The organism is Actinoplanes sp. URMC 104, from assembly GCF_051386375.1.
GTDB lineage: Bacteria > Actinomycetota > Actinomycetes > Mycobacteriales > Micromonosporaceae > Actinoplanes.
The window spans coordinates 229,020-255,931 of record NZ_JBPQTO010000011.1; the positions used below are offsets into that span (position 1 = coordinate 229,020).

Annotated in this window: 26 protein-coding genes; 9 read left to right on the forward strand and 17 right to left on the reverse strand. The window is 72.1% G+C overall.

Annotated elements, in window-relative coordinates; translation table 11 throughout:
* Positions 1-7: 7 nt before the first annotated feature.
* A complete protein-coding gene (locus ACSNN8_RS26855; RefSeq protein ID WP_436652341.1) occupies positions 8-1,345 on the reverse strand; it encodes an MFS transporter in 1,338 nt (445 codons plus the stop codon).
* A gap of 68 nt (positions 1,346-1,413) precedes the next feature.
* Here ACSNN8_RS26855 and ACSNN8_RS26860 point away from each other — a divergent pair, with 68 nt between their 5' ends.
* Complete coding sequence (locus tag ACSNN8_RS26860; RefSeq protein ID WP_436652342.1) at positions 1,414-2,094, forward strand: SprT-like domain-containing protein; 681 nt, start codon at positions 1,414-1,416, stop codon at positions 2,092-2,094.
* 34 nt (positions 2,095-2,128) lie between these two features.
* On the opposite strand, the gene ACSNN8_RS26865 is transcribed toward ACSNN8_RS26860, so the two are convergent.
* Entirely contained in the window at positions 2,129-3,304 is a 1,176-nt protein-coding gene (locus tag ACSNN8_RS26865; RefSeq protein ID WP_436652343.1) for a 4-hydroxybenzoate 3-monooxygenase, read from the reverse strand.
* Between the two features lie 196 nt (positions 3,305-3,500).
* Here ACSNN8_RS26865 and ACSNN8_RS26870 point away from each other — a divergent pair, with 196 nt between their 5' ends.
* Positions 3,501-4,214, forward strand: a complete 714-nt coding sequence (locus ACSNN8_RS26870) for an MFS transporter (protein WP_436652344.1) — start codon at positions 3,501-3,503, stop codon at positions 4,212-4,214.
* A 129-nt stretch (positions 4,215-4,343) separates the two neighbouring features.
* On the opposite strand, the gene ACSNN8_RS26875 is transcribed toward ACSNN8_RS26870, so the two are convergent.
* From ACSNN8_RS26875 to ACSNN8_RS26915, 9 genes are all read right to left on the reverse strand, one after another.
* Positions 4,344-4,700, reverse strand: coding sequence for a hypothetical protein (locus tag ACSNN8_RS26875; protein ID WP_436652345.1), 357 nt, complete (start codon positions 4,698-4,700; stop codon positions 4,344-4,346).
* Positions 4,701-4,724: 24 nt separating this feature from the next.
* A complete protein-coding gene (locus tag ACSNN8_RS26880; RefSeq protein ID WP_436652346.1) occupies positions 4,725-5,441 on the reverse strand; it encodes a hypothetical protein in 717 nt (238 codons plus the stop codon).
* A 77-nt stretch (positions 5,442-5,518) separates the two neighbouring features.
* A complete protein-coding gene (locus ACSNN8_RS26885; protein ID WP_436652347.1) occupies positions 5,519-8,035 on the reverse strand; it encodes a M14 family zinc carboxypeptidase in 2,517 nt (838 codons plus the stop codon).
* A gap of 79 nt (positions 8,036-8,114) precedes the next feature.
* A complete protein-coding gene (locus ACSNN8_RS26890; RefSeq protein ID WP_436652348.1) occupies positions 8,115-8,885 on the reverse strand; it encodes a poly-gamma-glutamate hydrolase family protein in 771 nt (256 codons plus the stop codon).
* A gap of 28 nt (positions 8,886-8,913) precedes the next feature.
* Complete coding sequence (locus ACSNN8_RS26895) at positions 8,914-9,738, reverse strand: MetQ/NlpA family ABC transporter substrate-binding protein (protein ID WP_436652349.1); 825 nt, start codon at positions 9,736-9,738, stop codon at positions 8,914-8,916.
* 11 nt (positions 9,739-9,749) lie between these two features.
* On the reverse strand, positions 9,750-10,406 hold the full coding sequence (locus ACSNN8_RS26900) for a methionine ABC transporter permease (RefSeq protein ID WP_436652350.1): 657 nt from the start codon (positions 10,404-10,406) through the stop codon (positions 9,750-9,752).
* The gene (locus ACSNN8_RS26905; protein WP_436652351.1) at positions 10,403-11,401 is read right to left on the reverse strand and encodes a methionine ABC transporter ATP-binding protein; all 999 of its coding nucleotides are present in this window, start codon (positions 11,399-11,401) and stop codon (positions 10,403-10,405) included. The genes ACSNN8_RS26900 and ACSNN8_RS26905 overlap by 4 nt, the downstream gene beginning before the upstream one ends.
* A 181-nt stretch (positions 11,402-11,582) precedes the next feature.
* Positions 11,583-11,954: a DUF3817 domain-containing protein gene (locus tag ACSNN8_RS26910; RefSeq protein WP_436652352.1), complete on the reverse strand. Its 372-nt coding sequence runs from the start codon at positions 11,952-11,954 to the stop codon at positions 11,583-11,585.
* Positions 11,955-12,031: 77 nt separating this feature from the next.
* Positions 12,032-13,129 (reverse strand): ScyD/ScyE family protein, encoded by a 1,098-nt coding sequence (locus ACSNN8_RS26915; RefSeq protein WP_436652353.1) that lies wholly within the window; start codon positions 13,127-13,129, stop codon positions 12,032-12,034.
* Between the two features lie 254 nt (positions 13,130-13,383).
* Between ACSNN8_RS26915 and ACSNN8_RS26920 the strand changes: the two genes are divergently transcribed.
* A complete protein-coding gene (locus tag ACSNN8_RS26920) occupies positions 13,384-13,812 on the forward strand; it encodes a hypothetical protein (RefSeq protein ID WP_436652354.1) in 429 nt (142 codons plus the stop codon).
* A 12-nt stretch (positions 13,813-13,824) separates the two neighbouring features.
* Here ACSNN8_RS26920 and ACSNN8_RS26925 read toward each other — a convergent pair whose 3' ends face one another.
* Positions 13,825-14,544 carry an MBL fold metallo-hydrolase gene (locus tag ACSNN8_RS26925; RefSeq protein WP_436652355.1) on the reverse strand — a complete coding sequence of 240 codons (720 nt, stop codon included), beginning with the start codon at positions 14,542-14,544 and terminating at the stop codon, positions 13,825-13,827.
* Positions 14,545-14,609: 65 nt separating this feature from the next.
* On the opposite strand from ACSNN8_RS26925, the gene ACSNN8_RS26930 reads away from it, so the two are divergent.
* The 3 genes from ACSNN8_RS26930 to ACSNN8_RS26940 all read left to right on the forward strand — a co-directional run bounded on the left by ACSNN8_RS26930 (position 14,610) and on the right by ACSNN8_RS26940 (position 17,268).
* Complete coding sequence (locus tag ACSNN8_RS26930) at positions 14,610-15,332, forward strand: hypothetical protein (protein WP_436652356.1); 723 nt, start codon at positions 14,610-14,612, stop codon at positions 15,330-15,332.
* Positions 15,333-15,472: 140 nt separating this feature from the next.
* Entirely contained in the window at positions 15,473-16,450 is a 978-nt protein-coding gene (locus ACSNN8_RS26935; RefSeq protein WP_436652357.1) for a helix-turn-helix domain-containing protein, read from the forward strand.
* Between the two features lie 50 nt (positions 16,451-16,500).
* Entirely contained in the window at positions 16,501-17,268 is a 768-nt protein-coding gene (locus ACSNN8_RS26940; protein WP_436652358.1) for an SAM-dependent methyltransferase, read from the forward strand.
* A gap of 497 nt (positions 17,269-17,765) precedes the next feature.
* Here the strand turns inward: ACSNN8_RS26940 and ACSNN8_RS26945 are convergent, their stop codons facing one another.
* The gene (locus tag ACSNN8_RS26945) at positions 17,766-18,890 is read right to left on the reverse strand and encodes a methyltransferase domain-containing protein (protein ID WP_436652359.1); all 1,125 of its coding nucleotides are present in this window, start codon (positions 18,888-18,890) and stop codon (positions 17,766-17,768) included.
* A 61-nt stretch (positions 18,891-18,951) separates the two neighbouring features.
* Here ACSNN8_RS26945 and ACSNN8_RS26950 point away from each other — a divergent pair, with 61 nt between their 5' ends.
* Positions 18,952-19,587, forward strand: a complete 636-nt coding sequence (locus ACSNN8_RS26950) for a TetR/AcrR family transcriptional regulator (RefSeq protein ID WP_436652360.1) — start codon at positions 18,952-18,954, stop codon at positions 19,585-19,587.
* Positions 19,584-20,021 (forward strand): acyl-CoA thioesterase, encoded by a 438-nt coding sequence (locus tag ACSNN8_RS26955; RefSeq protein ID WP_436652361.1) that lies wholly within the window; start codon positions 19,584-19,586, stop codon positions 20,019-20,021. The genes ACSNN8_RS26950 and ACSNN8_RS26955 overlap by 4 nt, the downstream gene beginning before the upstream one ends.
* A gap of 739 nt (positions 20,022-20,760) precedes the next feature.
* Here the strand turns inward: ACSNN8_RS26955 and ACSNN8_RS26960 are convergent.
* The 4 genes from ACSNN8_RS26960 to ACSNN8_RS26975 form a co-directional block, all read right to left on the reverse strand.
* On the reverse strand, positions 20,761-23,049 hold the full coding sequence (locus ACSNN8_RS26960; RefSeq protein WP_436652363.1) for a putative bifunctional diguanylate cyclase/phosphodiesterase: 2,289 nt from the start codon (positions 23,047-23,049) through the stop codon (positions 20,761-20,763).
* Positions 23,050-23,105: 56 nt separating this feature from the next.
* A complete protein-coding gene (locus ACSNN8_RS26965) occupies positions 23,106-23,594 on the reverse strand; it encodes a nuclear transport factor 2 family protein (protein ID WP_436652364.1) in 489 nt (162 codons plus the stop codon).
* An 82-nt stretch (positions 23,595-23,676) separates the two neighbouring features.
* Positions 23,677-24,759 carry a hypothetical protein gene (locus tag ACSNN8_RS26970; RefSeq protein WP_436652365.1) on the reverse strand — a complete coding sequence of 361 codons (1,083 nt, stop codon included), beginning with the start codon at positions 24,757-24,759 and terminating at the stop codon, positions 23,677-23,679.
* A 2-nt stretch (positions 24,760-24,761) separates the two neighbouring features.
* Positions 24,762-25,268, reverse strand: coding sequence for a sigma factor-like helix-turn-helix DNA-binding protein (locus ACSNN8_RS26975; RefSeq protein WP_436652366.1), 507 nt, complete (start codon positions 25,266-25,268; stop codon positions 24,762-24,764).
* 207 nt (positions 25,269-25,475) lie between these two features.
* Between ACSNN8_RS26975 and ACSNN8_RS26980 the strand changes: the two genes are divergently transcribed.
* Positions 25,476-26,852 (forward strand): cellulase family glycosylhydrolase, encoded by a 1,377-nt coding sequence (locus ACSNN8_RS26980; protein WP_436652367.1) that lies wholly within the window; start codon positions 25,476-25,478, stop codon positions 26,850-26,852.
* Positions 26,853-26,912 lie beyond the last annotated feature (60 nt).

Sequence of the window (26,912 nt, forward strand, 5' to 3'; positions counted from 1 at the left end):
GTGCTGGTCAGCCGACGTGGGCCTCCGGCGCGGTGAGATAGCGGCCGCTCAGTCGGCGATAGGGGCGGCTGCCCAGCGCGACCGCGGTGGCGATCAGGCCGATCACGCCGGTGAGGATGAAGACCAGGGCGAGCCCGCGGGCGGCGCCGGTGCCGAACCAGCTGCCGATCCAGCGGGCGCCCGAGCCGTCGGTCATGAACGGGATGAACACGAACTGCGCGAGCGGCGAGACGAGGAACGCGGTCAGCGGCGACGCGGCCTGCTCGACGCTCTGCGCGAACCCGAACACCCGGCCCTGCCGCTCGTACGGGACCACCTTCTGCAGGATGGTCTGCTCCGCGGCCTCGGCGTAGGGAACGATCAGCATGTACGCGTAGAGCCCGACCGCGAGCCAGACGACCGAGTCGCGCAGCGGGAAGAGCAGCGTCACCGTCCAGCCGGCGATGTTGACCAGCAGCAGCAACCGCACCGGGTTCGCGCCGAGGCCGGTACGGGCGATCAGCAGGCCGCCGACGATGAAGCCCGTGCTGAGCACCCCCCACAGCAGACCCCAGCCCTGCACCGACATCATCGAGAGGCCGTACGCGTCGAGCAGCGCCATGAAGACGCCGCCGAGCAGGTTGTTGAACGCGGAGAAGACGATCAGCGCGGGGAGCCCGGGGACCTGCCCGATGACCCGTACGGTCCCCCGCAGGTCGACCCGGCGGTCGGACCCGGACGCCGCGGCCTGCGACGCCCTACCCGGCGGCACCCGTACGAGCGCCAGGTGCAGCAGCGCCAGCGCCAGCACGACGAGCGCCGCGACCAGCACCCAGAACATCCCGCCGAGCGCCACCAGCAGCCCGCTGATCACGGAGGTGACCAGGAAGGACACCCCCGACGCGGTGCCCACCAGCCCGTTCGCGCGGTCGCGGGTGTCCTCCTCGATGAGCGCGGTCACCATGGCCGGCAGCGCGATCGTCCGGATGTTGCCGGTGATCACCCCGACCATGAGCAGCACGATCAGCGTCCAGAGCCACCCGCTCGCCGGGTCGCGGAAGTCCTCGCGCGGCGCGAGCTGGTAGACCGTGAGCGCCACCGCGTACAGCAGCAAGGAGATCCCGGCCGAGACCTGCATCATCGTCCGCTTGGCGTGGTGGTCGACCAGGCTGCCGAACCAGATGCCGGTCAGCGCCGTCATCACCAGGAACACGCCCGAGATGACGCCCGTGGCGAACACCGAGCGGGTCTCCAGGTACGTGTAGAACGTGATCGCGAACCACACGGTGAAGTTGGTGACCGACACGAGCAGCGTGTTGACCAGCAACTGGTAGAAGACCCCGACATGACCCCGCAGCACGCCCATGGCGTCCACCGTATGACCTCAAGCACCCTTGAGGTCCATCGATCCGTTGCCGGTGTCACACTCCGTACGTGGATCTCACCGAGGCGAGGCGGCTCGCCACCGCTCTGATGCAGCGGCACGGGCTCGCCGGCTGGCAGTTGGTGTTCGACAACGCCCGCACCCGCGCCGGGGTGTGCCGCTTCGACCGTCGTGAGATCGGCCTGTCCCGGGTGCTGACCGGGCTGTACTCCGCCGAGCAGGTGACCGACACGGTCCTGCACGAGATCGCCCACGCCCTGACCGGCCCCGGGCACGGCCACGACCGGGTGTGGCGGGCGACGGCGCGGCGCATCGGGTGCTCCGGCCTCCGCTGCGTGCCGGCCGACGCGCCGAAAGCCGAGGGCGCGTGGGTGGGGACGTGCCCGGCCGGGCACCGCATGACGGCCCACCGGCGGCCCGTCCGGGTGCGGTCGTGCCCGTCCTGCTCCACCCGCTTCGACGTGGCCGCGATCTACAACTGGACGCACGGGGGCCGCCCGGCGCCGATGCACCCCCGCTACCGCAGCGAGCTCGCCCGCCTGGTCGCCGGCCCGGCCGCGCCGGCGCCCGCGCCCGTGCGGGTGGCGGTCGGCGACCGGATCCGGCTGACCGGCCCGGGCAAGTACCACGGCCTGACCGGCGTCGTGGTCAAGCGCGGCCGCTCCCGCTATCAGGTGCAGACGGAGGCGGGCCTGCTCAGTGCCGCGTTCGCGGCGGTGGAGCCCGCCTAGCGCGCCGCCGTCCGGCGAAGTCGTGATCGCTGTCCTAGGTGAGCGGAAGGCCGACGTAGTTCTCGGCGAGCGTCCGCGCGGCCGACGACGAGCCGGTGACCATCTCGAGCTCGGCGATCTGGCGCCGCAGGTCGAAGTCGGTGGCGCCGGAGAACCGGTGCAGCATCGAGGTCATCCACCACGAGAAGTGCTGCGCTCGCCACACCCGCCGCAGCACCGTGCGGCTGTACGACTCCAGCAGCCCGGTGTCCTTGGCCTCGTAGAACGCCCCGAGCGCGCGGTCGAGCACGTGCACGTCGGCGACGGCCAGGTTGAGCCCCTTCGCGCCGGTCGGCGGGACGGTGTGCGCGGCGTCGCCGGCGAGGAAGAGCCGCCCGTACTGCATGGGCTCGCACACGAAGCTGCGGAACTGCAGGATCGCCTTCTGGAAGATCGTCCCCGTCTTGATCGTGGCGCCCGCGCCGGCGACCCGCTGCTGGATCTCGTCCCAGATCTGCGCCTCGGACCAGTCGTCGGGGTTCGCCTCCGGGTCGCACTGGAAGTACAGCCGCTGCACGCTGGGCGAGCGGGTGGAGATCAGCGCGAAGCCGCGGTCGGAATGCGCGTAGATCAACTCGTCGGACGACGGCGGCGCCTCGGCCAGGATGCCGAACCAGGCGAACGGGTACTGGCGGAAGAAGTCCGTACGGATCTCACCCTCGGGGATCAGGAACCGGGTGTACGTGCGGGAGCCGTCGCAGCCGGCCACGAAGTCGCACTCGATCTCCTCGCGGCGGCCCTCGTGCGTGAACCGCACGACCGGCCGATCGCCGTCGAGCCCCTCGACGGCGGTGTCGCTGATCCCGAACCGCAGGTCGCCGCCGGCCGCCAGCCGCGCCGCGATCAGGTCCTTGAGCACCTCGTGCTGCGCGTACACCGTCACCGCCCGCCCACCGGTCAGGTCGTGCATGTCGATCCGGTGGATGCCGCCGTTGAAGGCCAGGTTGATGCCGTGGTGCACGAACCCGTCCCGCTGCATCCGGTCGCCCAGCCCCGTCCGCGTCATCAGGTCGACCGTGCCCTGCTCCAGCACCCCCGCCTTGATCGTCTCCTCGATGTCGGCCCGGCTGCGCAGATCGATCACCACCGACTCGACGCCGCGCAGGTGCAGCAGGTGAGAGAGCATCAGCCCGGCCGGTCCGGCGCCCACGATCGCCACTTGAGTCCGCATGCGGCCAAGCTAGGTTTCTCCGGCGGCCCGCCGGACAACTCCTGTCACTGGGCGGAAAGGCCTTTACGTACGGCTGCTCCCTATTCACCTTGCCCACAGCCAGCCGCCGCCGTCGCCGGGCGGCGCTGCTCATCGCCAACCTCGGCGCGCCGTTCCGCATCCGCGCCGGCGCCGCGACGGCCGAGTACGCCGACGGTTGCCGCGCGAGGAGTTCCGCGACCCGGCGAGCGGGTGGCTCTGGACGCTGATCGTGCTGCTCATGGTCGGGGTGATCACCGGCAACATCCGGACGATCGCGCTGCCGGCCATGGTGACCGCGCTCATCGAGGAGGACACCCGCGACCGCGCGAACGGGCTGGTGGGCACCGCGTCGGGGGTGTCCTTCCTGGTCACCTCCGTGATCAGCGGGCTGCTGGTGGCACTCGGCGGGATGTTCTGGGTGCTGGTCGCGGCGCTCGTCGTGCTGGCGCTGGCGCTGCTGCACCTGGCGCTCGTGCGGGTGCCGCCGGGTAGGGCGTCGCAGGCCGCCGCGTCCGGGTCCGACCGCCGGGTCGACCTGCGGGGGACCGTACGGGTCATCGGGCAGGTCCCCGGGCTCCCCGCGCTGATCGTCTTCTCCGCGTTCAACAACCTGCTCGGCGGCGTCTTCATGGCGCTGCTCGACGCGTACGGCCTCTCGATGATGTCGGTGCAGGGCTGGGGGTTCGTGTTCATCCCGTTCATGACCGACGGCTCGGGCGCCCGCTGGATCGGCAGCTGGTTCGGCACCGGCGCCGCCCGCGGGCTCGCCGTGGTCTTCATCCTCACCGGCGTGATCGGCCTGATCGCCACCGCGGTCGCGCTGGGCAGCTGCCCCTATCGCCGCTTGAGCGGCCGCTATCTCACCGCGCCGGAGGCCCGCGTCGGCTGACCAGCACCGCCGCTGGGATATCTTCGGATCTGTTGTTCGGCGCAGAGGCACCGATCACCTGGAAGCTCCGGGACTCCCGGGACGGGGCGCGGTGAGCCACTTGCGAAAGACGCGATCAACCGGCGCGCATCAGGACCGCAGCACCGTGTCCTCCACCCGGACCGCCGGAAGGACTTCGATACGGGCGCGTCCGGACCAGCCGAGGGAGCCGTACTCGAGGACGATTTCCGCGCCGGACCCCGTCGCCGCAACCGTCAGCAGTGTGGCCATCTCGCGGAACAGGTCGGCCACGACCCGGCCGCCCCGGCGGTGACGGACCCGGACACTGTCGTCGGTGACGTCCCACGTGATCTGCACCTCTTCGCCCTCCGCGACCGGGACGCGCAGCTCTCGCACGTACTCGTCACCCGACACGTCCTCTGTTCCGGGTGCGACGCCGAGACAGGCCAGCCAGGCCTCGTCGGCGGCCACTTCGAGGTTCGGCACGCTCGCATCCTAGGCAGAGACGGCTCACAGGATGCCCGCGACCACCGTGTTGAAAGTTTGCCGTTCGATCACCTCGGAGGCCGGGGGCGGCTCGATGGCCACCGGCACCCCGTAGTCCGAGAACTCGAGCACGAACAGGTTGTCGGCGGACTTACCGAACCCGCTGCTCACTCGCGTGAGCCGCCCCGCGGCGTCGAGCTCCGCCGCGAAGTGGCCGTCCTCGGACTTCGGCTTCCTCAGCAGGGTGCCCCGGAACGAGCGCTCACCGACCCGGGTGACCTTCGTTCCCTGCGTCACCGTGGTGCGCGGCAGCTTCCAGGGGAAGCCCGTCCGGAAAAGGGTCGTGGTCTCGATATTGAACGCCGTCTGCCTGATCCACTTGTTGAGGTCCGCCGCGTCGAACAACACCGCCTTGCCGATGGGCATCCGCAAAACCTTGACCCACACGTCGTCACCGACGCGCCGGACCACATATGCGTCGGAGGCGACCTCGTAGTCACCGGTGGCCGCATTGATCATCCCGGTGAGCCTGGTCGCGAGCGGCGCGACCCCGGGCAGGGAAATGACGATCCGCGCGGACTGCGCGCCCAGCTTCCCGGCACCCACGGCGAGCGCCGCCTCCGGATCGGCCGGCAGCGACACGCTGACCGCCACGTCCGGCTGGTCCACGCCGGCTTGCGCCTGCGCGCATCCCGCCGTACTCAGGGCAAGAATGATCAGCCCACCGATGACCAGCCGCATCGCCCGCACGTCCCCCGCTTCGATCGTCAGCCGCGGAAGTAAAGCACGATCCGACCGACAGCTGTCGCCGGGGACGGTCAACCCTGGGCCGCCGTCCAGAACAGAGCCCGCCCCACCTGCGCATAAAGCCCCTTGGGATGCGCCCGGAACAACGGCTCGGTCCCGAACAGCACCACCCGCGACCCCGTCACGGACGTCCCCGACACCACCGCGGCCTGCCCCGCGGCCTGCTCCGGCCCGCCGACGCCCGGCGCCGCCGGCAGCCAGTGGCCCGCGACGAGCGGGTCACCCCCGTACCGCTGCTCGACGGTGAAGCCCGCCCCCGTGAACCAGATCGGCGAGTACACGAACGAGTTCGGCAGCGAGCCCGCGCCCACGACGGGGCCGGTGTTCTGCACGGCGACGACTCCGTTGGCGTCGCCGCGGCCGGTGACCGCGGTGGCGGGCAGCAGCCCGGCCGCGGTGTTGAAGGCTGCCCCGGTCGCCCCGCGGGTGACCACGCCGCCGCCGTGGGCCAGGTAGGCGTCGACGGTGGCGCGACCGGCCGGGTTGAGCTGGGCGTAGCTCAGCCCGGAGGAGACCAGCAGCGTGTCGACGCCGTCGAGATCCGCTCCGGCGTTGAGCAGGGCGGTGGAGACCGTACGCACGTCGAAGCCCATCTGGCGCAGCGCGAACAGCTCGTCGGGGGCGACGGCGGCGCCGAGCACGGGACGGCTCACGGGGGCGCCGGAGGGGATGCCGTGGGCGGCGACGAAGCGTACGCCGTAGGTCTCGGCGACCTGCTCGGCGTGGCGGCGCGCGGAGGCGGGGAGGACGACGGTGGCCGCGTCGGCTCGGAACAGCTTGACGTCGCGGTCGAGGAGGGCGTTCACGGCGCGTACGTCGGCGCCGTCGCGCAGGGTGAGGGCCAGGGGGCGGCCCTTGCGGGCGGTGACCGCGCCGGTGGCCGTGGCGGCGGCCACCGGCGCGGAAGCAACGCGAGGGGCAGCGTAGCGGCTGATGTCAACCGCCGCGCCCCAGAGCAGGCGGTGGCTCCAGCCGGAGATGTCGTACATCTGCGGCACGAGGTCGGAGATGTCGCGGCCGGCCTCGAGCATGACGTTGGCGAGCCCGCGCTTGGGCTGGTGCATGTCGACGACGTACGTGCCCGCGGCATAGCGCTTGCCGTTCAGCGTGAAAGCCGAGGTGGCGCGCCTGACGCGCACGTCGTGGGCGACGAGGTGGTCGACCAGGCGGGCCGCGGCGGGGGTGCCCGCGGGGATGACGTACGCCCGGGGGAAGGTCGTCGAGTAGCGGTCCTCGGGGCCGAAGCCGTCGACGAAGCCGTCCGGGATCGACGGCGACGGCTCGCCCGCCCAGCCGCGGCGGAACTGCTCGATCTGGTCGGCCAGCAGCGCCGAGCGGTGGGTGTCGGCGTACGTGAGCGCCGCCTCGATCGTCGCGGAGGCGACATCGGTGTTGATGGCGGAGCGTCGCCGCAGCTCCTCGACCGGCAACGTGGTGTATTCGGCTCGGTTCACGCGCAGCGGGATCTCGACGGTGTGCCCGATGGCGCCGTGGTACATCGAGTACATCGGGGTGAAGATCGGCGGCCAGTCGTCCCAGTCGCCGGGCGCGTAGTCGCGGAACGGGATGTCGGCGCGCTGGGTCTCGGCGTACCCGAGCCGTTGGATGGCGGCTTCCATGCCGAGCGCGTTGGGCAGCGCGTGCTTGATGTAGAGGTCGTACTCGTAGTTCTGCCCGTGCGGCGGCGTGGCCGGCTCGATCAGCGTGGTGCCGGTGTAGCCGTGCTCGTCGAGCATCACCAGCGGCTGGGTGGCGATCAGCACGTCGCGTACGGCCCGCGACTCGGGCTGCGAGCTGGTGGCGTGGTCGCGGTTGATGTCGAAGCCGGCGCCGTTGGCGCGGGTGCCGGCGATCCGCCCGTCGGGGTTGTTGGTGACGGTCACATACACCCGCGTACGCCGGAGGAACTCCGCCGTCGCCGCGTCGGTGGCGGTGGCGAGGCGCTCGATGACCCGCAGCGCGCCGTCGGTGCCCTCCCACTCGTCGCCGTGGATGTTCGCGTTGATCCACACCGGCGTCTTGTAGCCGCGGGCCAGGGCGCGATCGCGGGCGGCGGCGCGGGGGTCGTCCTCGATGAGCGCCCGCCAGCGGTCCTGGCGCGCGGCCTCCGCGGCGGACTCGGGGGCGGTCACCGTGGCGAGGTAGAGGTCACGGCCGAGCGCGGAGTGCCCGACCACCTCGGCCGACACCCGGTTGGAGGCGGCCTGCAGCGCGTTCAGCCTCGGCGCGATGCCGTGGTACGGGACGAGGCCCAGCTTGATCGCCCGATCGTCCGGGTTCTCCGGCGGCAGCGGCAGCCGGTGCTGCCGCGGATAGCCCTGCCGCGCAGGCTTCCAGGCAGTGGTGGGGGCCGGCGCCGCGAGGGCCGCGACGGCCGGTTCCCCGGCGGCGATCTCGTTGCGCTCGGGCCCGTTGCCGAACTCGCGGGTCGACGCCGGGCGGTCGGGAGCCCCACTGGCGGGGGCGGCGAGCAGGCCGGCGGCGAGCAGCGCCGCACAGAGACCGGCGGCCGTACGGGGCAGGTCCACAGTGCACCTCCGTCGGGATGTTCCGACCCTCCCCCACCGCCGGCCCCCACCGCAACGCGCGCGGGTCATACCGTTTGGGTCATCGCACCGCCAGGACACCCCGTACGGTGTTCACGAACTTCCAGAACGGGTCCTGCAAGGTGTCCTTGCGGTCGAGGCGGGTGTCGAGACCGAACATCTGCCGGCGCAGCGGCGTGGTCATCTCGAACTGCACGCCGGCGCCGCGCAGATTGCGGTTGACGATGTTGGCGGGTTCCTCGCCGCTGAGCTTCGGCTTGACCGCCGCGTCCCTCGCGTCGAACAGTGCGCCGTTCAACGCAGCCACCATGGCGTTGCGCAGGGCGGTGTCGCGCCCGCCGACGAGCACGATGGCTTCGGTCTTCTCGTAGCCCGCCTCCTCGGGCGCGAAACCGTGCAGCGACAGGGTGCGGCGGCTTCCCCCGGCGATCGCCTCGGCCACCGGGTCGTCGCAGTGGGTCGACGTGACGTGCAGGTTGCCGTTGTCCTTCGGCCGGATGCCCTCGAGCATCCAGTAGTCGTAGACCGCGCCGCCGACCAGCCCGCCGGCCGGTTTGTAGCCCGCGATCGCGAGGCACAGCTCGGACGTGCCGCCCTCGATGGCGCCGCCGTGCAGGGCGAGGATCGCGGTGTCCGGGTACGGCGAGCTCTCGTCGGCCGCGTGCCGCCGGAACCGCCGGACGTAGTCGACGCCCTCGGTGGTCCTCGAGTACAGATCGGTGTTGGATTCGTAGTCGTCCGCGGCCAGAGCCGGACGCGCTCCGGCGGCCACCGGTGAGACGGCGGCCGCCCCGAGCGCGGTCAGGACGGTACGGCGTTTGAGCATCGACATGGCTGCATGCTCTCACGGCCGGGCCGGCTCAGAAGGCCGGCAGCACCGAGCCCTGGTACTTGTCGGTGATGAACTTCTTGACCTCGGGCGAGTGCAGGAGCTTCTCCAGCTTCACGATCCGCTCGTCGCTCTCGTCGCCCGTGCGGACCACCAGCAGGTTCGCGTACGGGTTGCCCTCGCCCTTCTCCAGCGCCAGCGCGTCGGTGGCGGGCTTGAGCCCGGTCTCGATCGCGTAGTTGCCGTTGATCACCGAGACGGCGGTGTCCTCGAGGCTGCGCGGCAGCTGGGCCGCCTCGAGCGCCTTGAACTTGAGGTTCTTCGGGTTCGCGGTGATGTCCTTCTCGGTGGCCTTGACCCCGGCGCCGTCCTTGAGGGTCAGCAGGCCGTTGGCGGCGAGCAGGTTGAGCGCGCGACCGGAGTTGGACGGGTCGTTCGGGATGCCCACGACGCCGCCGTCGGGCACCTCGCTGAGGCTCTTGACCTTCTTGGAGTAGAGGCCGAGCGGCTCGATGTGCACCGGCTTGAGCGGCGTGAACTTGTAGCCCTTCGCCGCGACCTCCTCGTTCAGGTACGGGATGTGCTGGAAGTAGTTGGCGTCGAGCTGCTTCTCCTGCAGCGCCACGTTGGGCTGGATGTAGTCGTTGAACTCGACGATGTCGAGCTTGAGCCCCTCGGCGGACGCGAGGTTGTCGGAGATGTACTTGAGGATCTCGCCGTGCGGGACGGGGCTCACGCCGACCTTGAGGGTGTCGGACGCGGCACCCGAGGCGGCGTCGGAGTCGTCCGAGCCGCACGCCGCGAGCCCCAGCAGGAGGGTCGCGGAGGTGAGGACTGCGGCCAGAGTGCGGCGCATGATCGGCCTTTCTATTTGTGGGAGAGGCGGCGGACGAGGACATCGCCCGCCATCTGGACGAGCTGGACGAAGACGACGAGGACGACGACCGTGGCGACCATGACCTCGGTCTCGAAGCGCTGATAGCCGTACCGGATGGCCAGGTCGCCGAGGCCGCCGCCGCCCACCACGCCGGCCATGGCCGAATAGCCGACCAGCGCGATGACGGTGATGGTCAGGCCCGCGACCAGGCCCGGGCGGGCCTCGCGCAGCAGCACCTTGCCGACGATCTGGCGGCGGGTGGCGCCCATCGCGGTGGCCGCGGCGACCACGTCCGGCGGTACCTCGCGCAGCGCCGCCTCGACGATGCGGGCGAAGAACGGGATCGCGCCGATCGTCAGCGGCACGATCGCGGCGTCGGTGCCGATCGTCGTGCCGACCACGGCCCGGGTGAACGGGATGACCGCGACGAGAAGGATGATGAACGGCAGCGAGCGGGTCACGTTGACGACGAAGCCCAGCACCGACGAGACGGCCGGCGCGGCGAGCAGCCCGCCCGGCGCGGTCAGCACCAGCAGCACGCCGAGCAGCAGCCCGCCGACGGCGGTGAGCACTGTGGAGACGCCGACCATCCAGGCCGTCTCCCGCAGCCCGACCGCGAGCAGGTCGGAGATCTCGGACCAGGTCACGACGCACCCTCCGTCCGGGGCACGCTGAGCCGGGCCCCACGCTTGCGCAGAAACTCCAGCGGCGCCTGGTCGTCGCCGGGCAGGGCGAGCCGCAACCGGCCGGCGCGGGTGGCCGCCAGGTTCTCCACCGAGCCGCCGAGGATCCGCACGTCGGTGTCGAAGCGGCGGGCGAGCTCGGCGAGCAGCGGCGCCTCGGCCTCCTCGCCGCTGAGCGTCACGTCGACGACGGTGTGCCCCGGCAGCGACGTGGGCCCGTCGAGCGGGAACAGGCCGCGGGCGAGCTCGGAGTCCGGCTCGTGCAGCAGGTCGGTGACGGCGCCGGACTCGGTGAAGCGCCCGTCGCGCATCACGGCCGCCGAGCGGCAGATCCGCTTCACCACGGTCATCTCGTGGGTGATGAGCAGGATGGTCAGGCCGAGCCGTACGTTGAGATCGAGCAGCAGCCGCAGGATCGACTCGGTGGTGCCGGGGTCGAGCGCGGAGGTCGCCTCGTCGGAGAGCAGCACCTTGGGCCGGGTGGCGAGCGCGCGGGCGATGCCGACGCGCTGCTTCTGACCGCCGGAGAGCTGACTGGGGTACGCGTCCGCGCGCTCGCCGAGCCCGACCAGCTCCAGCAGCTCGGCGACCCGCGTGCGGCGCTCGGCCCGCGGGACCCCGGTGACCTCCAGCGCGAACGCGACGTTGCCGGCGACCGTCCGCGAGGACAGCAGCGCGAAGTGCTGGTGGATCATCCCGATCCCGTGGCGGGCGAGGCGCAGCCGCCGCCGGTTCAGCGACGTGAGCTCCACGCCGTCGACCGACACCGTGCCCTCGTCGGGCCGTTCCAGCATGGTGACGCAGCGCAGCAGCGTGCTCTTGCCGGCGCCGCTCTGCCCGAGCACGCCGAACACGTCCCCCTCGGCGACGCTCAGGTCGACGCCGTCGACGGCCACGACCGCCCGGCCGCGCCGTCCCGTGGCCCGGTACGTCTTCCGGAGCCCTCGAATCTCAATCACGTGACACCCTGACTTGCGTGGCCGACGACTCTGTATAACCCACAAATCCCATAGGCTACGAGACTTCGACACGCTAGCCTGCCCGTGCGGGCGGCGCCATGCGCTGTAACGACCATCACGACCGTCGGCCCTGACCACCACCCATCGGCCCGCGGTCGGCAGGATGCCCGCGCGAGCGGCGTCAGTCGGGGGTGGAACCCACCAGCGCGGGACCGTCGTGCGGCACGCGGCGGCGCGCGACCCAGCGCTCGAAGATCAGCGAGGTGAACGGCGGGATGGAGGCGGCCAGGCCGGCCAGGGTGCGCGGCAGCGACCAGCGCTCGGCGCGGGCCGTCCAGAGCGCGGCGACCACGTAGGCGACGAACAGCGCCCCGTGCAGGCGGCCGAACACCCAGACACCGAGGTCGGTGACCTCGGCGACGCGCTTGAGGTACATGCCGACGAGCAGTCCCGCCCACGAGAAGGCCTCGGCCACGGCCGTGATGCGGAAGATGCGGTACGGCTGCGGCACGAGGACGCCCCTGTTCGACTGGTCGTTTCCGGACGGGAGCATCCGATCGTATCCCCGTTGCACGGGAGCGACCGCCGGGGCACGGACCCCGGCGGTCGCCGCTTTCTCCCGGGCGCCTCCTAGTGGAAGGCCCGCTGGTTGACCTCGACCAGGCGGCCGGCGTGCTTGATGCCGAGGAACCCGGCGATGCTCCACGAGGTGGCGTAGAGCTTGCCGTCGGCGTACTCGATGCCGGTCGGCATCGTGACGGCGGCGTGCGTGACCCGGCCGTGGTCGATGCGGGTCAGGCGGCCCACCTTCGACGGGTCGAACCCGGGCGGCGGCTGCTCGCCGGGAGGCGCGCCGAACAGCACCTCGGAGGCGTAGATGGTGCCGCGCGGGCTGACGGCGACACCGGTGAGCGAGGTGAAGCCGCTGTACTTGCGCAGCACCTTGCCGGTGCGGCCGTCCAGCTTGTAGATCGCCGCCGCGCCCGGCTTCTCGGCGCCGAGCGTCGAGACGTAGACGTACCGGCCGCGGGCCACGACGCCGGTCGGCACCGGGTCGCACCCGATCGTGCCGGGGTTGGCCTGCGCGCCCTTGGCCAGGCACTCCTTCGTCCGCGGGTTCGGCGGCACGAAGAACGTCGAGACCCGGCCGGTACGGGGGTCGACCCGCAGCACGTCGTTGGCCCCGCCGTCCGCCACCAGCAGCCCCCACCGCGTGGCGGTCATGCTGAACGGGTTGGACAGCGCGTCATAGGGCTTTCCGGACTTGTCGAACTGTTTCTGCCCGTCCGGGTTGCGCCGCAACTCGTATTTCAGCAGATCGGCGAGAACTCTGACGTTTTTGCCATTCCTGTCGGCCACCAGCACCGACGCGGGCGGGTATTTCGAGGGCGCCGGTTTTCCGTCCTCGCCGGGCCCGCCGAGCACCACATAGATCTTTCCGTGATGCCACGCCACACCGGACGCCGCCGCCGCTTTCGAGATCAGGGTCGTGCGGGCGCCCGATCTCAGATTGACCGCCGTGACCTCGCCGCTGTCCGCCTCGGCCACCAGCGCCACGTGCCGCGACAGCACGTCGAGGCCGTACGGGCCGTCGAGCTTGGTGGTGATGGTGCGGACGACCGGTGCGCGGGAACCGTGGCCGCCGGCGTGGGCGGGCAGGCTCGCGACAACCGTGAGCGCGCCCGTCCCCACCGCCGCGGCCATTTTCAGCGCAGAAGTGAATCTCATCCTGTCCCCCTCGACAGATGCGCTTGCTGACCTTTCCCGCCGCCCCACGGCGGGATCTTATTTCTTCGGTGCGAATTCCAACCTAGAAAGGCGGTGAAGGCACGGCAACCATCCGTTCGGCCGACTCGTCGAAGAAATCGGCCTCCCCGGAAAGTGTCGCCATTACGACCCATTCACTCTGATCATTTGCGGTCGCGAGTGCCAGATTTCGGCAATGGCTCCACCGGATGACCGGCTGGTTCTACAGTCAGGCCATGGAGCTGCGATGGTGGTCGATCGAGGTCCTGGACGCCCCGGGCGGCTCGGCGCGTGCCTGGCGCGACGCCCTCGGCAACGCCCTGACGGAGGCGGCGATCACCAACGGCGCCTACCGCTGGGAATGGCACATGCAGCCGTGGGGCCTGCTGTTCGAGATAGCGTTCCGCACCGACGAGGCGTGGTCGGCGTTCCGCGCCCTGCCCGTGGTGTCCGCGGCCCTCGACGCGGTGCCCGACGCCGAGCACGGCCTCTACGTCTATCCCGGCCGGGGCGGCAGCGGAGGGCGTACGTCGCCCCGCCGCCCGCACCCGACCGCCGGCGCGGGGGGCGCCGAGCTGCCGCTGTCGGAGGTGCACGACTTCGTCGGGCTCGCCGGCGTGCGACGCCCGGCCTCCATCGGGCTGAGCATCGCCCAGCTCATCTGATCCCGGGGATCGTCAGCGGTCGCCGGCGTCCTCGCCGGGCGCGTCGCCCGGCGGGACGACCGCCGCCGCGTACGCGCGGAAACGCTCGACCGCGCGCCCGGTGACCGCCGCGCCGTGGCCGAAGACCGCGTGCTCGAAGCCGTAGCCGGCCAGCTTCGCGAGGCTGCGCCCCTGCTGCGCGACGTCGGCGGAGAACTGCGCCGGCCCCGGCGTGACGCTGCCGTCCCGCGTGGTCGTGCCGGTGTCGCCGACGAACATCACGCCGCCGTCGCGGTCCAGCAGGTACGACACGTGGCCGCGCGTGTGCCCCGGCGTGTGCACGGCGGTGAAGCCCGGCAGCGGCGCCGACTCCTCGCCGGTGATGAGCTGATCGAGCTTCGTCGGCTCGGGCGTGCCGACCAGCCGGGCGGCGAACCGGGCCAGCCCGCGCGGCTCCTGCGGCCGGATCGCTCCGGTGACGGCCGGGGCGTCGGCCGCGTGCGCGAAGACGCGGGCCCCCGAGCGGCGCCGGACGTCGGCCACGTTCCCGATGTGGTCGACGTGGTTGTGGGTCAGCAGCACTGCGGTGACGTCGCCGATCTGCTTGCGCAGCCCGCGCAGCGCCCGGTCGATGCGCCGGGAGTTGCGGGGCAGCCCGGTGTCGACGAGCACCACGCCGTCGTCGGTGACGACCAGGTGCATGTTGACGAACCCGAGGCTCAGTTCGAAGACGCCGTCCACCACTTCTCGCACCCGGCCATTCTGCCATCTCGCGGTTTCGGCCTCTTGGGGGCGAATGTCCGATTAGGCTGCCGGGCATGAATCGCAGGACGTTGCTGGTCGCGGGCGGGGCGGTGGCGGTGGCGGGGCTCACCGGAGCGCCCGCGCGGGCCGCCGAGGGACGCCTGGTCTTCGAGTGGGCGCGGCCGGGTGGCTTCTTCTTCCCGGGCGTGGGCGTGCTCGCGCCGCCGCCGCTGGCGGTCTACGACGACCACACCGGGTTCGCCGACGCCACCACGAGCCTGCCCCTGCGCGAGCGGCAGGTCGCGTCGCTGCGCGCCCGCGCGGTGGAGGTGCTCGGCGATCCCCGCGGCACGGTGCGCGACCCCGCCGCGCCGGCCCACCGGAACAGCCCTCGCGACCGGGTGACCGTACGCCGCCAGGACGGCACCCTGCTGACGGTGGAGCTCGACGGCTGGGGCGACGGCGATCCGGCCCGCGCCTACCCCGCCGCGCTGCGCGCCTTGTGGGCGCACGCGCAGGAGGTGCGCCGCCGCGTGCTCCAGGGCGAGCCGTGGCGGCCCGACGCGGTCCTGCTGGCCACGGTCGAGCTCGACTCCCCGCCCGGCGCGCCCCGCGGGTGGCCCCTGCCGCCCCCACCGCGCGGCCGCTACGTCGAGCAACGCCTGCGCGGGGCGACCGCGCAAGCCGTACGCCGGGAGTTGCCTGCCGCTGCTGCGGGCACGGCATGGCCGTCCTACCGCGTGTCGCCCGGGCGGCACATCGCCGCGACGTGGCGGCACCTGCTGCCGCACGAGTGACGTGATCGACCCCGGCGCGCCGCCGGTACCGGCCGAACCGGTGGATTAATCAGCCGCAGAGTAGGCGCGGAGCGACTCCGGGTACGGTACTGTCCGTGCCCGGCGCCCCCGAGGCGCCGGCTGATCCACACTGGACAGCGGTGTCCACCGAGGTGAGGATGGTCGCGTGGCTGAGCACGAAGTCGAGCCGGGCCGCCGGGCGCGAGTGGCGCGCGGGCGGGCTTCCTGATAGGCAGGGCACCGTGACGGGACGAGGAGAGACCGGCGGGTCGACCGTACGCCGGCTCCAGCTCGGCGCGCGCCTGCGCGAGCTGCGCCTGGCCGCCGGCGTGAGCCGTGAGGCCGCGGGCTACCGCATCCGCGCCTCCGAATCCAAGATCAGCCGGATGGAGCTGGGCCGGGTCAGCTTCAAGCCGCGCGACGTGACCGACCTGCTCACCCTCTACGGCGTCACCGACCCCGAGGAGCACGAGCGGCTGCTCGAGCTGACCCGCGAGGCCAACTCCCCCAGCTGGTGGCACAGCTACGGCGACGTGCTGGAGAGCTGGTTCCACAGCTACCTCGACCTCGAGCAGGCGGCCGAGCTGATCCGCACGTACGAGATCCAGTTCGTCCCCGGGCTGCTGCAGACCGAGGCGTACGCCGGCGCGGTCATCCGGCTCGCGCACAGCAACCCCGGCGACCGCGAGGTCGAGCGGCTCGCGAAGCTGCGGATGAGCCGCAAGGCGACGCTGAACCGGCCCGACGCGCCGACGTTCTGGGCGGTGCTCGACGAGGCGGTGCTGCGCCGGCTGATCGGCGGGCGCGACGTGCTGCACGACCAGATCGTCGCGCTCATCGAGGCGTGCGAGAACCCGAACGTACGCCTGCAGGTCATCCCGTTCGACTCGGGTGGGCACGCGGCCGCCGGCGGGGCGTTCAGCATCCTGCGGTTCCCGCACGCCGAGCTCGACGACGTGGTCTACATCGAGCACCTCACCAGCGCCCTCTACCTGGACAAACGTGAGGACGTCGACAACTACGCGGCGGCCTTCGGGCGGCTCATCATCGAGGCCGCGCCGCCCGCGCGGACCCCGGAGATCCTCAAGCGCATGCTCGCCGAGCTCGACCAGCGCTGACATCCACAGTGGTGATTGCGCTCGCCGGTCCGGCCCGATAGAAACGTCCCATGACGGATGCCGAGTTGCAGCCGGACGTGCCGCACGCCGCGCGCATGTGGAACTACTGGATGGGCGGCAAGGACAACTTCGCCGCCGACCGCGCCGCCGGCGACGCCGTCGCGCAGGTCTATCCCGAGATCGCCGTGATGGCCCGGCTGTCGCGCCGCTTCCTGATCCGCGTCGTGCGGCACCTGACCGCCGAGGCCAGCGTCCGCCAGTTCCTCGACATCGGCACCGGCCTGCCCACCATGCAGAACACCCACGAGGTGGCGCAGGGCATCGCGCCCGAGGCGAAGGTCGTCTACGTCGACAACGACCCGATGGTGCTGGCGTACGCGCGCGCCCTGCTCACCGGCCCCGGCGTCACCACGTACGTCCACGCCGACTACCACGACCCCGAGAAGATCCTCGCCGAGGCGGCAGCGGCGCTCGACTTCAGCGAGCCCGTGGCCGTCATGTTCATGGGCGTGATGGGCTACGAGCCCGACCTGGCCACCGTCCGCTCGATCGTGGGCACCGTGATGGAGGGCGTGCCCTCCGGCAGCTATCTGGTCTTCTGGGACGGCACCAACACCTCCCCGGCCGTCGTCGAGGGCGCCCGCAAGCTCGCCGACAGCGGCGGGGTGCCCTACATCCTGCGCAGTCCCGCCCAGCTGCAGTCCGTCTTCGAGGGCCTCGAGCTCATCGACCCCGGCCTGGTGCAGATCAGCGCCTGGCGCCCCGACGGCGACGTGGAGGCCATCGAGGCGTACGGGGCGGTGGGCCGCAAGCCCTGAACGGCGGACCTTTCCGCACTCACGGCGACCGCTGCCGGCCGCCGAAGCCTCGCACCTGTAACGAGCCCTCCCGCAGCGACCGCTCCCGAATCCTCCAAGCTGCGCCCCGGCGACGAGCCCACCCACAGCGACCGCTCCCGAATCCTCCAAGCTGCGCACCGGCGACGAGCCCACCCACGGCCACCGCTCCTAGTTCTTCAAGCTGCACCCCGGCGATGAGCCCTCCCACGGCGATCGCTCCTGAATCCTTCAAGTCGCGCCCCGGCGACGAGCCCACCCACAGCGACCGCTCCTGAATCCTCCAAGTCGCGCCCCGGCGACGAGCCCGCCCACAGCGACCGCTCCCACATCCTCCAAGCTGCGCCCCGCCCACTCCGTCGGCGATGTTGCCGGCCTCCTCGACGCCCTGCAGGCGACGAGCCCACCCACGGCCACCGCTCCTGGTTCTTCAAGCTGTGCCCCGGCGATGAGCCCTCGGACGGCAAGCCGGCCGACGGCTACGAGGCGCGGCGGAGGACCAGCGTCGCGAAGCCGAGAACACCCCGGTAGCCGCGCAACCACCGGTTCCGCCGCTCGCGGGCCGCGCGCGCCGCCTCGGGGGCGTCGGGATGGCCGGGGTTGTCGAGCGCCCACTCGAGCAGCGAGCCCGTGCACGACCACTCGTAGTCGTCCCATTCGGCGGGGTCGCTCACGTGGGCGTAGATCGGCTGCCAGCCCGCGGCCGTCGCGGCGTCGACCAGGCCGGGCAGGTCGGTGAGACCCGCGAGCCCGTCGCCGGAGTCAAGCGCCGCGGCGCCGCCTGCATCGAGCGCCTCGCCGTCGCCTGCATCGACCGCGCCGGCGTCGCTCGAGTCAAACGCCTCGGCACCGCCTGCATCGACCGCCCCGGCGTCGCCGGAGTCAAACGCCTCGGCACCGCCTGCATCGACCGGCCCGGCGTCGCCGGAGTCAAACGCCTCGGCGCCGCCTGCACCGAGCCCTCCGCCGTCGCCTGCATCGACCGCAACGGCGTCGCCGGAACCGAGCGACCCGGCATCGCCGGCAGCGACCGCCCCGGCGTCGCTCGAATCGAGCAGCCCGGCCTCGCCGGAGCCGAGCGCCCTAGCTTTGCCGCGATCGAGCGCCCCGGCGTCGCTGAAGTGGAGCGCACCGGCGTCGGCAGAATTCGGCCACTCAGAAGGCGGCGCCTCCACGAAGCGTTCGCCCACGATCAGGACGCCGTGGGCGTTCACGTGCCGGCCGGCGGCGGCGAGGGTGCCGGCGAAGCCGCCGAAGGCGCGGGTGGCGCCGACGCACAGCACGAGGTCGTAGTCGCCGTCGGGGACGTAGGTGCGGGCGTCGCGCTCGTGCAGGGTCAGGCGGTCGGCGAGGTCGCGCAGCGCCGCGGCGGCTTCGGCGCGCTCGAGGGCGTACGGGTTGAGGTCGACCGCGTCGGCGTGGCCGTCGGGGCAGTGAGCCAGCGCCTGCATCGCCCACGCCGCCTGTCCACAGCCCAGCTCGAGGATGCGCGCGTTGGCTCGGCGGGCCGCGCGGCGCAGAACCTTGTTGACGGTGACACCCGAGATCGGGGCGCCGATGGGGTGGTGTGAGCGGGCGATCGCGTTGACACGTTGATGATCCACGTGGTCCAGTCAACACCAGACTATGTTTACGAACGGTCGGTCGTTTTGTATGGTCGACCGTATGGCGACCGACGGCAGGCTGGCGAGGGGCGAGCGCACCCGCACCGCGGTGCTCGACCGGGCCCTGCGGATGACCACGGTGGCCGGGCTCGACGGGCTGTCGCTGGGCCAGGTCGCGGATGCGCTCGGCGTCAGCAAGTCGGGCCTGTTCGCGCACTGGCGGTCCAAGGAGGCCCTGCAGCTCGCGGTGATCGAGCACGCCCGCGCGCAGTGGACCGACCACGTCATCCGGCCCGGCCTGCGGGCGCCGCGCGGGTTGCGGCGGCTGTGGGCGGTGCACGACCGGCGGCTCGCGTTCTACGAGGCCGAGGTCCTGCCGGGCGGGTGCTTCTTCGCCAACGCGAACTTCGAGTTCAACGCCCGGCCGGGCGCCGTGCAGGAGCGGCTCGCGGACCAGCTGCGCGACTGGATGATCTTCCTGACCGGCCTCGCCGCCGACGCCGTCACCGCGGGCGAGCTGCGCCGGGGCACCGATCCGGGCGACATCGCGTACGAGATGGAGTCCCTCGGCGTCTGCGCCGTGATGCAGGCGCCGGTGCTGGGCGCCGAGGTCACCTACGGCCATGCCCGCCGGGCTCTGCTCGATCACCTGAAAGCCGTCGCCACCGACCCGACGATCCTCGAGGAGCCCCGATGACGACCGTTGTCCACACCCCCGGCGCCGCCGTCCCGCAGACTGTGCATTTCGACGACCTCGACGCGATGGGCGTTCTCCACAACTCCCGGTACGCGGTGCTTGTGGAAAGAGCCATCACCGCCTGGTGGGCGGAGCGCGGCGTGTCGTTCACCGGCGGCCGTCCCACGACGCCCGACGCGTTCAACGTGGTGCGCGAATACCAGATCACTTTCCACAGGCCGATCCGCGGCACGGGCGCCGTCCACGTCCGCTTCTGGCTCGACCGCATGGGCACGACGAGCGCCCAGTACGGCTTCGCGGTCGCCTCCACCGACGGCGCAACGGTCTACGCCGAGGGCCGGCGGGTCAACGTCCGTCTCGACCCGGCCACGATGCGCCCCGCCCCGTGGACCGACGAGGGCCGCGCGCTCGCCGCCCACCTGCTCCGCGAGTAGCGCGGCGGCCGCCGACCCGCTCCGCCGGCAGCGCGGCGCCTGCCGACCACTTCCGCCCAGCAGCGCGGTGCCCGCCGACTGGTTCCGCCAGCAGCGCGGTGCCCGGGAACCTGTTCCGCAAGCAGAAAGCCGCGGGGGCGGGGCAGGGAAGCCGCGGGGCGGGGGCAGGAAGCCGCGGGGGCCGGGAGCAAGAAGCTGCGGGGGGCGGGAGCAAGAAGCTGCGGGGGGCGGAGCAACAAGCCGTGGGGGGCGGAAGCAAGAAGCCGCGGGGGGCGGAAGCAAGAAGCCGCCGGGGGGAGCAAGAAGCCGCCGGGGGGCGGGAGCAAGAAGCCGCGGGGCAGGCTGGAAACAGGAAGCCGCGGGGCAGGCCGGGAGCAGAAAGCCGCCCGGCAGGCCGGGAGCAGAAAGCCGCCCGGCAGGCCGGGAGCAGAAAGCCGCCCGGCAGGCCGGGAGCAGAAAGCCGCCCGGCAGGCTCGAAACAGGAAGCCGCCAGGCGGGCCGGGAACAGAGAGCCGCCAGGCGGGCCGGGAACAGAGAGCCGCCAGGCGGGCCAGGAACAGAGAGCCGCCAGGCGGGCCAGGAACAGAAAGCCGCCAGGCGGGCCAGGAACAGAAAGCCGCCAGGCGGCCCAGGAACAGGAAGCCGCGGGGCCGGCTGAGAACAGGAATTCGCGGGGCAGGCCGGAAACAGAAAGCCGCCAGGCAGGCCGGAAACAGGACGCCGCGGGGGTAGGTCGGGATCAGGCTGCCTGCGGCAGACGGTCGCCGGACAGCAGGCGGTCGATGCCGTCGCCGGGCAGGGGCCGGGAGAAAAGGTACCCCTGCCCGTAGTGATAGCCCAGCTCCAGCAGCAAGGCCCGCTGCTCCTCCGTCTCGATCCCCTCGGCCACCGACGCGAGGTCCAGCGCGGCGGCCATCTGGCTGACCGCGTTGGCCACGGCCGCCTGCCGGCCGACGGTGGTGATGGACTCGACGAACGAGCGGTCCAGCTTCAGCGTCGTCACGGGCGTGGTCAGCAGCAGGCCCAGCGACGACGCCGCGGTGCCGAAGTCGTCCAGCGACAGCCGCACGCCGTGGCCGCGCAGGTCGAACAGCACCTCGGTGGACTCCTCGTCGTCGAAGACGGCGGTCTCGGTGACCTCGATGTTGAGGCACGAGGCGGGCAGGCCGGTCTCGGCGAGCACCCGGTCGACCTCGGCGACGAACCCCGGGGAGCGCAGCTGGCGCCCGGCCACGTTCACGTTGACGGTCAAGGCGGACGCCTCCGGGTGGTCGCGCCGCCACGCCGCGGTCTGGCGGCAGGCCTCGGCGAGCGCCCAGCGGCCGATCTCGACGATCTGGCCCGTGCGCTCGGCGACCGGAACGAACTCGCTCGGCGTGACCGGTCCGCGGGTCGGGTGGTTCCAGCGGATCAGCGACTCCACGCCGGTCAGCGCGCCGTCGCCGAGCCGGACGATCGGCTGGTAGACCATGCTGAACTCGCCGCGCTCGATCGCCTGGCCCAGCTCGCGGATCAGCACGGCCTCCGCGCTGATCCGCGCGCCCATCTCGTCGGTGAACTCCACCCACATGCTCTTGCCGCGCCGCTTCGCCTCGTACATCGCGATGTCGGCGTTGCTCAGCAGCGTGGACGGGTCGGCGCCGGGCCGGCTGCGCGCCACGCCGATGCTGGCGCGGGTCACGAGCACGTGCTGGCCGACCTCCAGCGGTTCGGACAGCCGGCGCTCGATGTCGTCGGCGACCTGCCCGGCCACCGCGGCGCCGGCCCCGGGCAGCACGACGGCGAACTCGTCCCCGCCGAGGCGCGCCACCACGTCCCCGGCGCGCACGGCCTCGCGCAGCCGCTCGGCGACGACCACGAGCAGGGCGTCGCCGGCCGCGTGGCCCAGCGTGTCGTTGACGGTCTTGAAGTCGTCCAGGTCGATGAGCAGCACCGTCGCGTCGCCGGCGGCGGCGAGCTGCTCGCTGAAGCGGGTGCGGTTGGTCAGGCCGGTGAGCCCGTCGGTGGACGCCTGGGCGCGCAGCTGCGCCTCGTGCCCGCGCACCTCGTCGAGGGCCACGTCGAGCCGGTCGATCAGCTGCATGTTGTCGTGGAAGGCGACCAGCTGCCGCCCGGCGACCAGGCAGCTGATCACGACGACGCCGATCGCGGCGCCCCACAGCTGCGAGGACGCGTGCCGCGGCAGCATCGTGAAGAAGATGACGAAGGTCAGGGCGATCATCCCGTACGGGAGGAGGCTGTACGGGCGGCGCTTGCCGGCGCCCGAGCTGTGCCCGCCGCGCAGCACGATCTGCTGGATCCACGGCCCCGCGGCGATCAGCAGGGAGGGCGCCAGCCGGATCGCCAGGACGTACGCGTGCCCGGTCTCCTGGAAGTCGCCCGGCAGGAACGTCGTGATGCCCTGCACGCCCGCGGCGGCGACCATCGGCCACGCGGCGACGCGGGCCATCGGGGGCGCCTTGATGAGCGCGACCTTCGTGGCGGAGAACGCCGACACGATCAGGACCGCCGCGGTGAGGCCGGCGGTGACCCGGTCGATGTGCTCGCCGCCGACCGGGTTGACCGCGAAGCACCAGGCCGTGACCGCGCCGCCGACCAGCACGGTGGTGGCGTCGAGCCAGAAGACCGACCGCTCGCGCCGGGTCCGCAGCCCCTGCGGGAAGATCAGGCAGGCGATCACGTTGCTGCTCATGCCGATCACGAAGCAGGCGCTCTGCACCGCGCCGCCATTCATCGACGGCGTGCCCGGATCGACCAGCGCGCTGATCGTCTGGAAGCTGTCGCCGACGACGAAGGACGCGCCGGCGAACGCGATCATCGCGAAGAACCGGCGGAAGTGGGCCGGCGAGAGGGCCCGCAGCCGCCACGCGCCCAGCGCGAGCGCCGCGTCGAGCGGCACCTGGAACGCCCAGTACACCTGCACCTGGCGGGGCGCGTCGCCCTGGAGGACGAAGAACAGCGCGCACCCGAGCAGGGTGAGGCCTGTCAGCAGGCGCAGGGCGGGATCCCGCCACAGCTGTCCGGTCACCTGTCCTCCCGTGTTCACCGGGGGACGTATCGGCCGGCGGGCGCCCGATCCGAGGATTACCGGGGTGCGGCCTTCGGCATGAACCTCTTCTCGCCGGTGTCGGCCATCGAGTGCAGCATGCCGGCGGTCAGCGGGACGAGCCGCGCGAGCCCGGGCCGGCCGTTGCGGCGCGCCAGTTCGGGGCCGAGGCGGGTCATCAGCCGGGTGAGCGCCGGCAGCGGCCGGACGAACAGGGTGATCTCGCGGATCAGCCCGTCGTCGGCGAGCCGCAGACGCTGCGCCTCGTACAGGCGGGTGGTTCCGATCCGGCCGGAGTAGAAGAGCGCCACCGTACGCCCCTCGGCCACCTGGTCGGTGTAGGTGATCTCGTCGATGGCGGCCAGTGCCACCTCCAGCAGGGTGCGCACCCGCTCGCGCCCGTCGAAGGTGAACTGCTCGGTGATCGGGGAGATGAGGCGGACGTCCGAGCTGAGGGCGGCGACCGCGGCGGCCGCGTCGCGCGCCTCCCCCGCGGCCCGCCAGGCGGCGACGGCTTCGTGGTCCATGGGCCCCAGCCTGCCACCCGCGCGCCACCCCCGGAAACCGCAACTTGCGATGAGGTCCGGAACTTACGAGATCGCACCTGCCTCAGGAGGCGATCGTGAACGACCGCAGGATCTGCACGCCGGCGCTGCGCGGCACGACCACTCCGCGTACGGTCCGCTCGTCCTGCCAGGCCACGTCGACCGTCACATCGAGCACCTTGCCGTCCAGCGTCGCCACCTCGCGGTCGGCCAGCACGGCGCCGTCCTCGGTGCTGAGCACCGCCACCCGCAAGGCGCCGGGCTTCACCCGGTAGGTGACGGCGACCCGCCCGGTCGACGGGGACAGCCGCAACCCTTCGACCCACCGGCAGCCGAGCTCGGTCAGCGGCAGAAAGCGCAAGGCCTGCAGCGCCGGCAGGTTCAGCAGCAGGGGCCGGCAGGAGCGGTTCTCCCCGGCGATCACGAGCCGATCGCCGAGCAGGTCGGCCGCGTCCACGGCGGCCGCCGGGTCGTCGGCGGGCAGCTCGAGCGAGTCCGACGACATGACCAGCCGTTCCAGCCCGCTCGCCAGGTCGTACGCGGCGATGCCCTCCGGGCGCCAGAGGTACGCGGTGGTGGCGTCCGCGCTCAGCAGCGACACCGGCTCTCCCGCGCGGCGGACGTCGCGCTGCAGTGTGGCGCCGCCGGGGGTGTCGACGGTCAGCAGCATCGCGTCGTCGGTGACGAGCACGCCGTCGGTGTTGTCGCGGGGGCCGAGCGACACCAGGCGACCGTCGGGCAGGCCGACCGTCTTCTCGTAGCGCGCGCCCGACCTGACCGGGTGCGTGACGAGGCGGTCGTCCGGACCGAGCTCCCCGACCTGCTCGGCGGCGTTGAGCACGACCGTCTCGCCGTGGCCCTGCGCGAGCACGTACCGTCCGTCCGCATGGGACAGCAGCAGCCGCTGGGTGGCGGGCACGCGGTCGACGGCGGGCTGGAAAGGCCTTGCCTTGACCTGATGCCGCACCGCGAAGCCGCCGACGAGCCCGGCGGCGACCGCCACGGCGGTCAGGGCCGCCGCGGCCCGGTGCGTGCGGCGACGGCGCCGCGCCCGCCGGTAGACCGCGGAGAGCTCGCCCGCGTACCCCTTGGAGCTCTCGCCCACGGCGCGCACGGCGACCTCGATGTCGGACGGGATGCGGTCCATGCTCACTCCTCGATGCTCAGCTGGGTGCGGAGGGCGGCGAGGCCGCGGGAGAGCCGGCTCTTCACGGTCCCCTCGGTCAGCCCGAGCGCCTCGGCCGTCTCGGCGGTGGACAGGTCGAGCAGGATGCGGCAGGTGATGACGGCCCGCTGCGGGATCGGCAGCGCGGCGAGGGCCAGCAGCGCGCCCGTGGGCATCCCGTCGGGGACCGGGTGGCCGCCGTCGACGGGCGGCGTCTCGCGGCGCAGCTTGCGCCACCAGGAGGTCGCCCAGTTCAGGCCGACGCGGAACACCCAGCCGGCCGGGTTGTCGAGCGTGCCGACCACCTGCCACTTCGCGTACGCCCGGGCCATCGCCTCGTCGACCGCCTCGTGCGCGAGTTCGTCCCGGCGCAGCGTCACCGCCAGCGCGCGATAGATCCGGTCCACGTGCGCGCGATAGAACGCCTCGAACCCGTCCGCGTCGGCGTGCGGGGACGCCGTGGGCCGGGGGGACGTCGTCGGAACCACCATGTCCGATACACGCGGATGCACCGCCGAAGGTTCCCAGACCGGCGCAAGAAGCTTGCTACATCGACGAATTGCGATGGATGGAAGCGGGCATTACGGTGTTGTCACACGGAAAAGGCGTGATGCGCCCTTCCGGTCCCAGCCGGGCCGGATCGGTGGCATGAGTGGGCACGCTGACGGTCCGTCACGTCCCCCACTCAGAGGTAGGTCATGAAGCGGAAACTCTCCGTCGTCGCCACCGCTCTGCTCACCGCCGCGACGGCAGTGCTGTTCTTCACCGGCCCGGCGTACGCCGCCACCGGGCTGCACGTCGTGGGCCGGAACATCGTCGAGGCGAACGGCCAGACGTTCGTGATGCGCGGCGTCAACCACCCGCACGCCTGGTACGCCAACCGCACGGGCTCGTTCGCGGACATCAAGGCGGCCGGGGCCAACACCGTACGGGTCGTGCTCAGCGGCGGCCGCTGGACCACCAACACCGCGTCCGACGTGGCGAACGTGATCGCGCTGTGCAAGGCCAACCGGCTCATCTGCGTGCTGGAGAACCACGACACCACCGGGTACGGCGAGGACGCCGCCGCGTACACCCTCGACCAGGCGGCGAACTACTGGATCGGCCTCAAGAGCGTGCTGGTGGGCCAGGAGGACCACGTCGTCATCAACATCGGCAACGAGCCGATCGGCAACACCGACCCCGGCCAGTGGACGGCCGCGACCGTGGCGGCGATCCGGAAGATGCGCAGCAACGGCTTCGAGCACCTGCTGATGGTCGACGCGCCGAACTGGGGCCAGGACTGGACGTACGTCATGCGGGACAACGCGCAGACGATCCTCGACGCGGACACCCGCGACAACACCGTGCTGTCGATACACATGTACGCGGTGTTCAACACATCAACGTCGATCGTCGACTACCTCGACACGTTCGAGCGCAACGGCTGGCCGCTGGTCATCGGTGAGTTCGGCTGGCAGTTCGCCGCCGGCGAGGTGGACGACGCGACGATCCTGTCCGAGGCGGTCAGGCGCAACCTGGGCTGGCTGGCGTGGTCGTGGTCGGGCAACACCGACCCGATCCTCGACATGACCACGAACTTCGACGCTTCGCAGCTGACCACGTGGGGGCAGCGCATCGTCAACGGGCCCAACGGGCTCAAGGCCACCGCGAAGGAGGCCACCATCTTCGGCGGCCGGCCGACGACCTCGCCCACCGTGTCCCCCACCGTTTCGCCCACGCCCACCTTGTCGCCCACGCCCACCCCGACGCAGACCACTCCCCCGCCGCCCGCCGGCGCCTGCACCGCCACCTACAGCGTGACCGGCCAGTGGGGCGGCGGCTTCCAGGCCGACGTGAAGGTCACCGCCGGCAGCAGCGCCATCCGCGGCTGGACGGTCACCTGGACGTACGCCAACGGGCAGACCGTGTCGCAGGCCTGGAACGCCACCGTCACCAGCAGCGGCTCCTCGGTCACGGCCAGGAACGTCAGCTACAACGGCAGCCTCGCTGCCGGCGCTGCCACCCAGTTCGGCTTCCTCGGCTCGTGGAACGGCACCAACAGCGCCCCGGCGCTGACCTGCACCGCGTCCTGACGTCCCCGGGCGGACCGTGTCTCCACGGTCCGCCCGGGGATACATCAACCCGCCGGCAGA

What these genes read in the sequence shown, in the direction of transcription:
- ACSNN8_RS26915 (WP_436652353.1), bottom strand. Translation starts at nt 13,129, where the DNA reads ATGAGATTCACTTCTGCGCTGAAAATGGCCGCGGCGGTGGGGACGGGC.
- ACSNN8_RS26855 (WP_436652341.1), bottom strand. Translation starts at nt 1,345, where the DNA reads ATGGGCGTGCTGCGGGGTCATGTCGGGGTCTTCTACCAGTTGCTGGTC.
- ACSNN8_RS26970 (WP_436652365.1), bottom strand. Translation starts at nt 24,759, where the DNA reads ATGGACCGCATCCCGTCCGACATCGAGGTCGCCGTGCGCGCCGTGGGC.
- ACSNN8_RS26955 (WP_436652361.1), top strand. Translation starts at nt 19,584, where the DNA reads ATGACGACCGTTGTCCACACCCCCGGCGCCGCCGTCCCGCAGACTGTG.
- ACSNN8_RS26890 (WP_436652348.1), bottom strand. Translation starts at nt 8,885, where the DNA reads ATGTCGATGCTCAAACGCCGTACCGTCCTGACCGCGCTCGGGGCGGCC.
- ACSNN8_RS26910 (WP_436652352.1), bottom strand. Translation starts at nt 11,954, where the DNA reads ATGCTCCCGTCCGGAAACGACCAGTCGAACAGGGGCGTCCTCGTGCCG.
- ACSNN8_RS26950 (WP_436652360.1), top strand. Translation starts at nt 18,952, where the DNA reads ATGGCGACCGACGGCAGGCTGGCGAGGGGCGAGCGCACCCGCACCGCG.
- ACSNN8_RS26895 (WP_436652349.1), bottom strand. Translation starts at nt 9,738, where the DNA reads ATGCGCCGCACTCTGGCCGCAGTCCTCACCTCCGCGACCCTCCTGCTG.
- ACSNN8_RS26980 (WP_436652367.1), top strand. Translation starts at nt 25,476, where the DNA reads ATGAAGCGGAAACTCTCCGTCGTCGCCACCGCTCTGCTCACCGCCGCG.
- ACSNN8_RS26940 (WP_436652358.1), top strand. Translation starts at nt 16,501, where the DNA reads ATGACGGATGCCGAGTTGCAGCCGGACGTGCCGCACGCCGCGCGCATG.
- ACSNN8_RS26865 (WP_436652343.1), bottom strand. Translation starts at nt 3,304, where the DNA reads ATGCGGACTCAAGTGGCGATCGTGGGCGCCGGACCGGCCGGGCTGATG.
- ACSNN8_RS26880 (WP_436652346.1), bottom strand. Translation starts at nt 5,441, where the DNA reads ATGCGGCTGGTCATCGGTGGGCTGATCATTCTTGCCCTGAGTACGGCG.
- ACSNN8_RS26920 (WP_436652354.1), top strand. Translation starts at nt 13,384, where the DNA reads ATGGAGCTGCGATGGTGGTCGATCGAGGTCCTGGACGCCCCGGGCGGC.
- ACSNN8_RS26930 (WP_436652356.1), top strand. Translation starts at nt 14,610, where the DNA reads ATGAATCGCAGGACGTTGCTGGTCGCGGGCGGGGCGGTGGCGGTGGCG.
- ACSNN8_RS26975 (WP_436652366.1), bottom strand. Translation starts at nt 25,268, where the DNA reads ATGGTGGTTCCGACGACGTCCCCCCGGCCCACGGCGTCCCCGCACGCC.
- ACSNN8_RS26965 (WP_436652364.1), bottom strand. Translation starts at nt 23,594, where the DNA reads ATGGACCACGAAGCCGTCGCCGCCTGGCGGGCCGCGGGGGAGGCGCGC.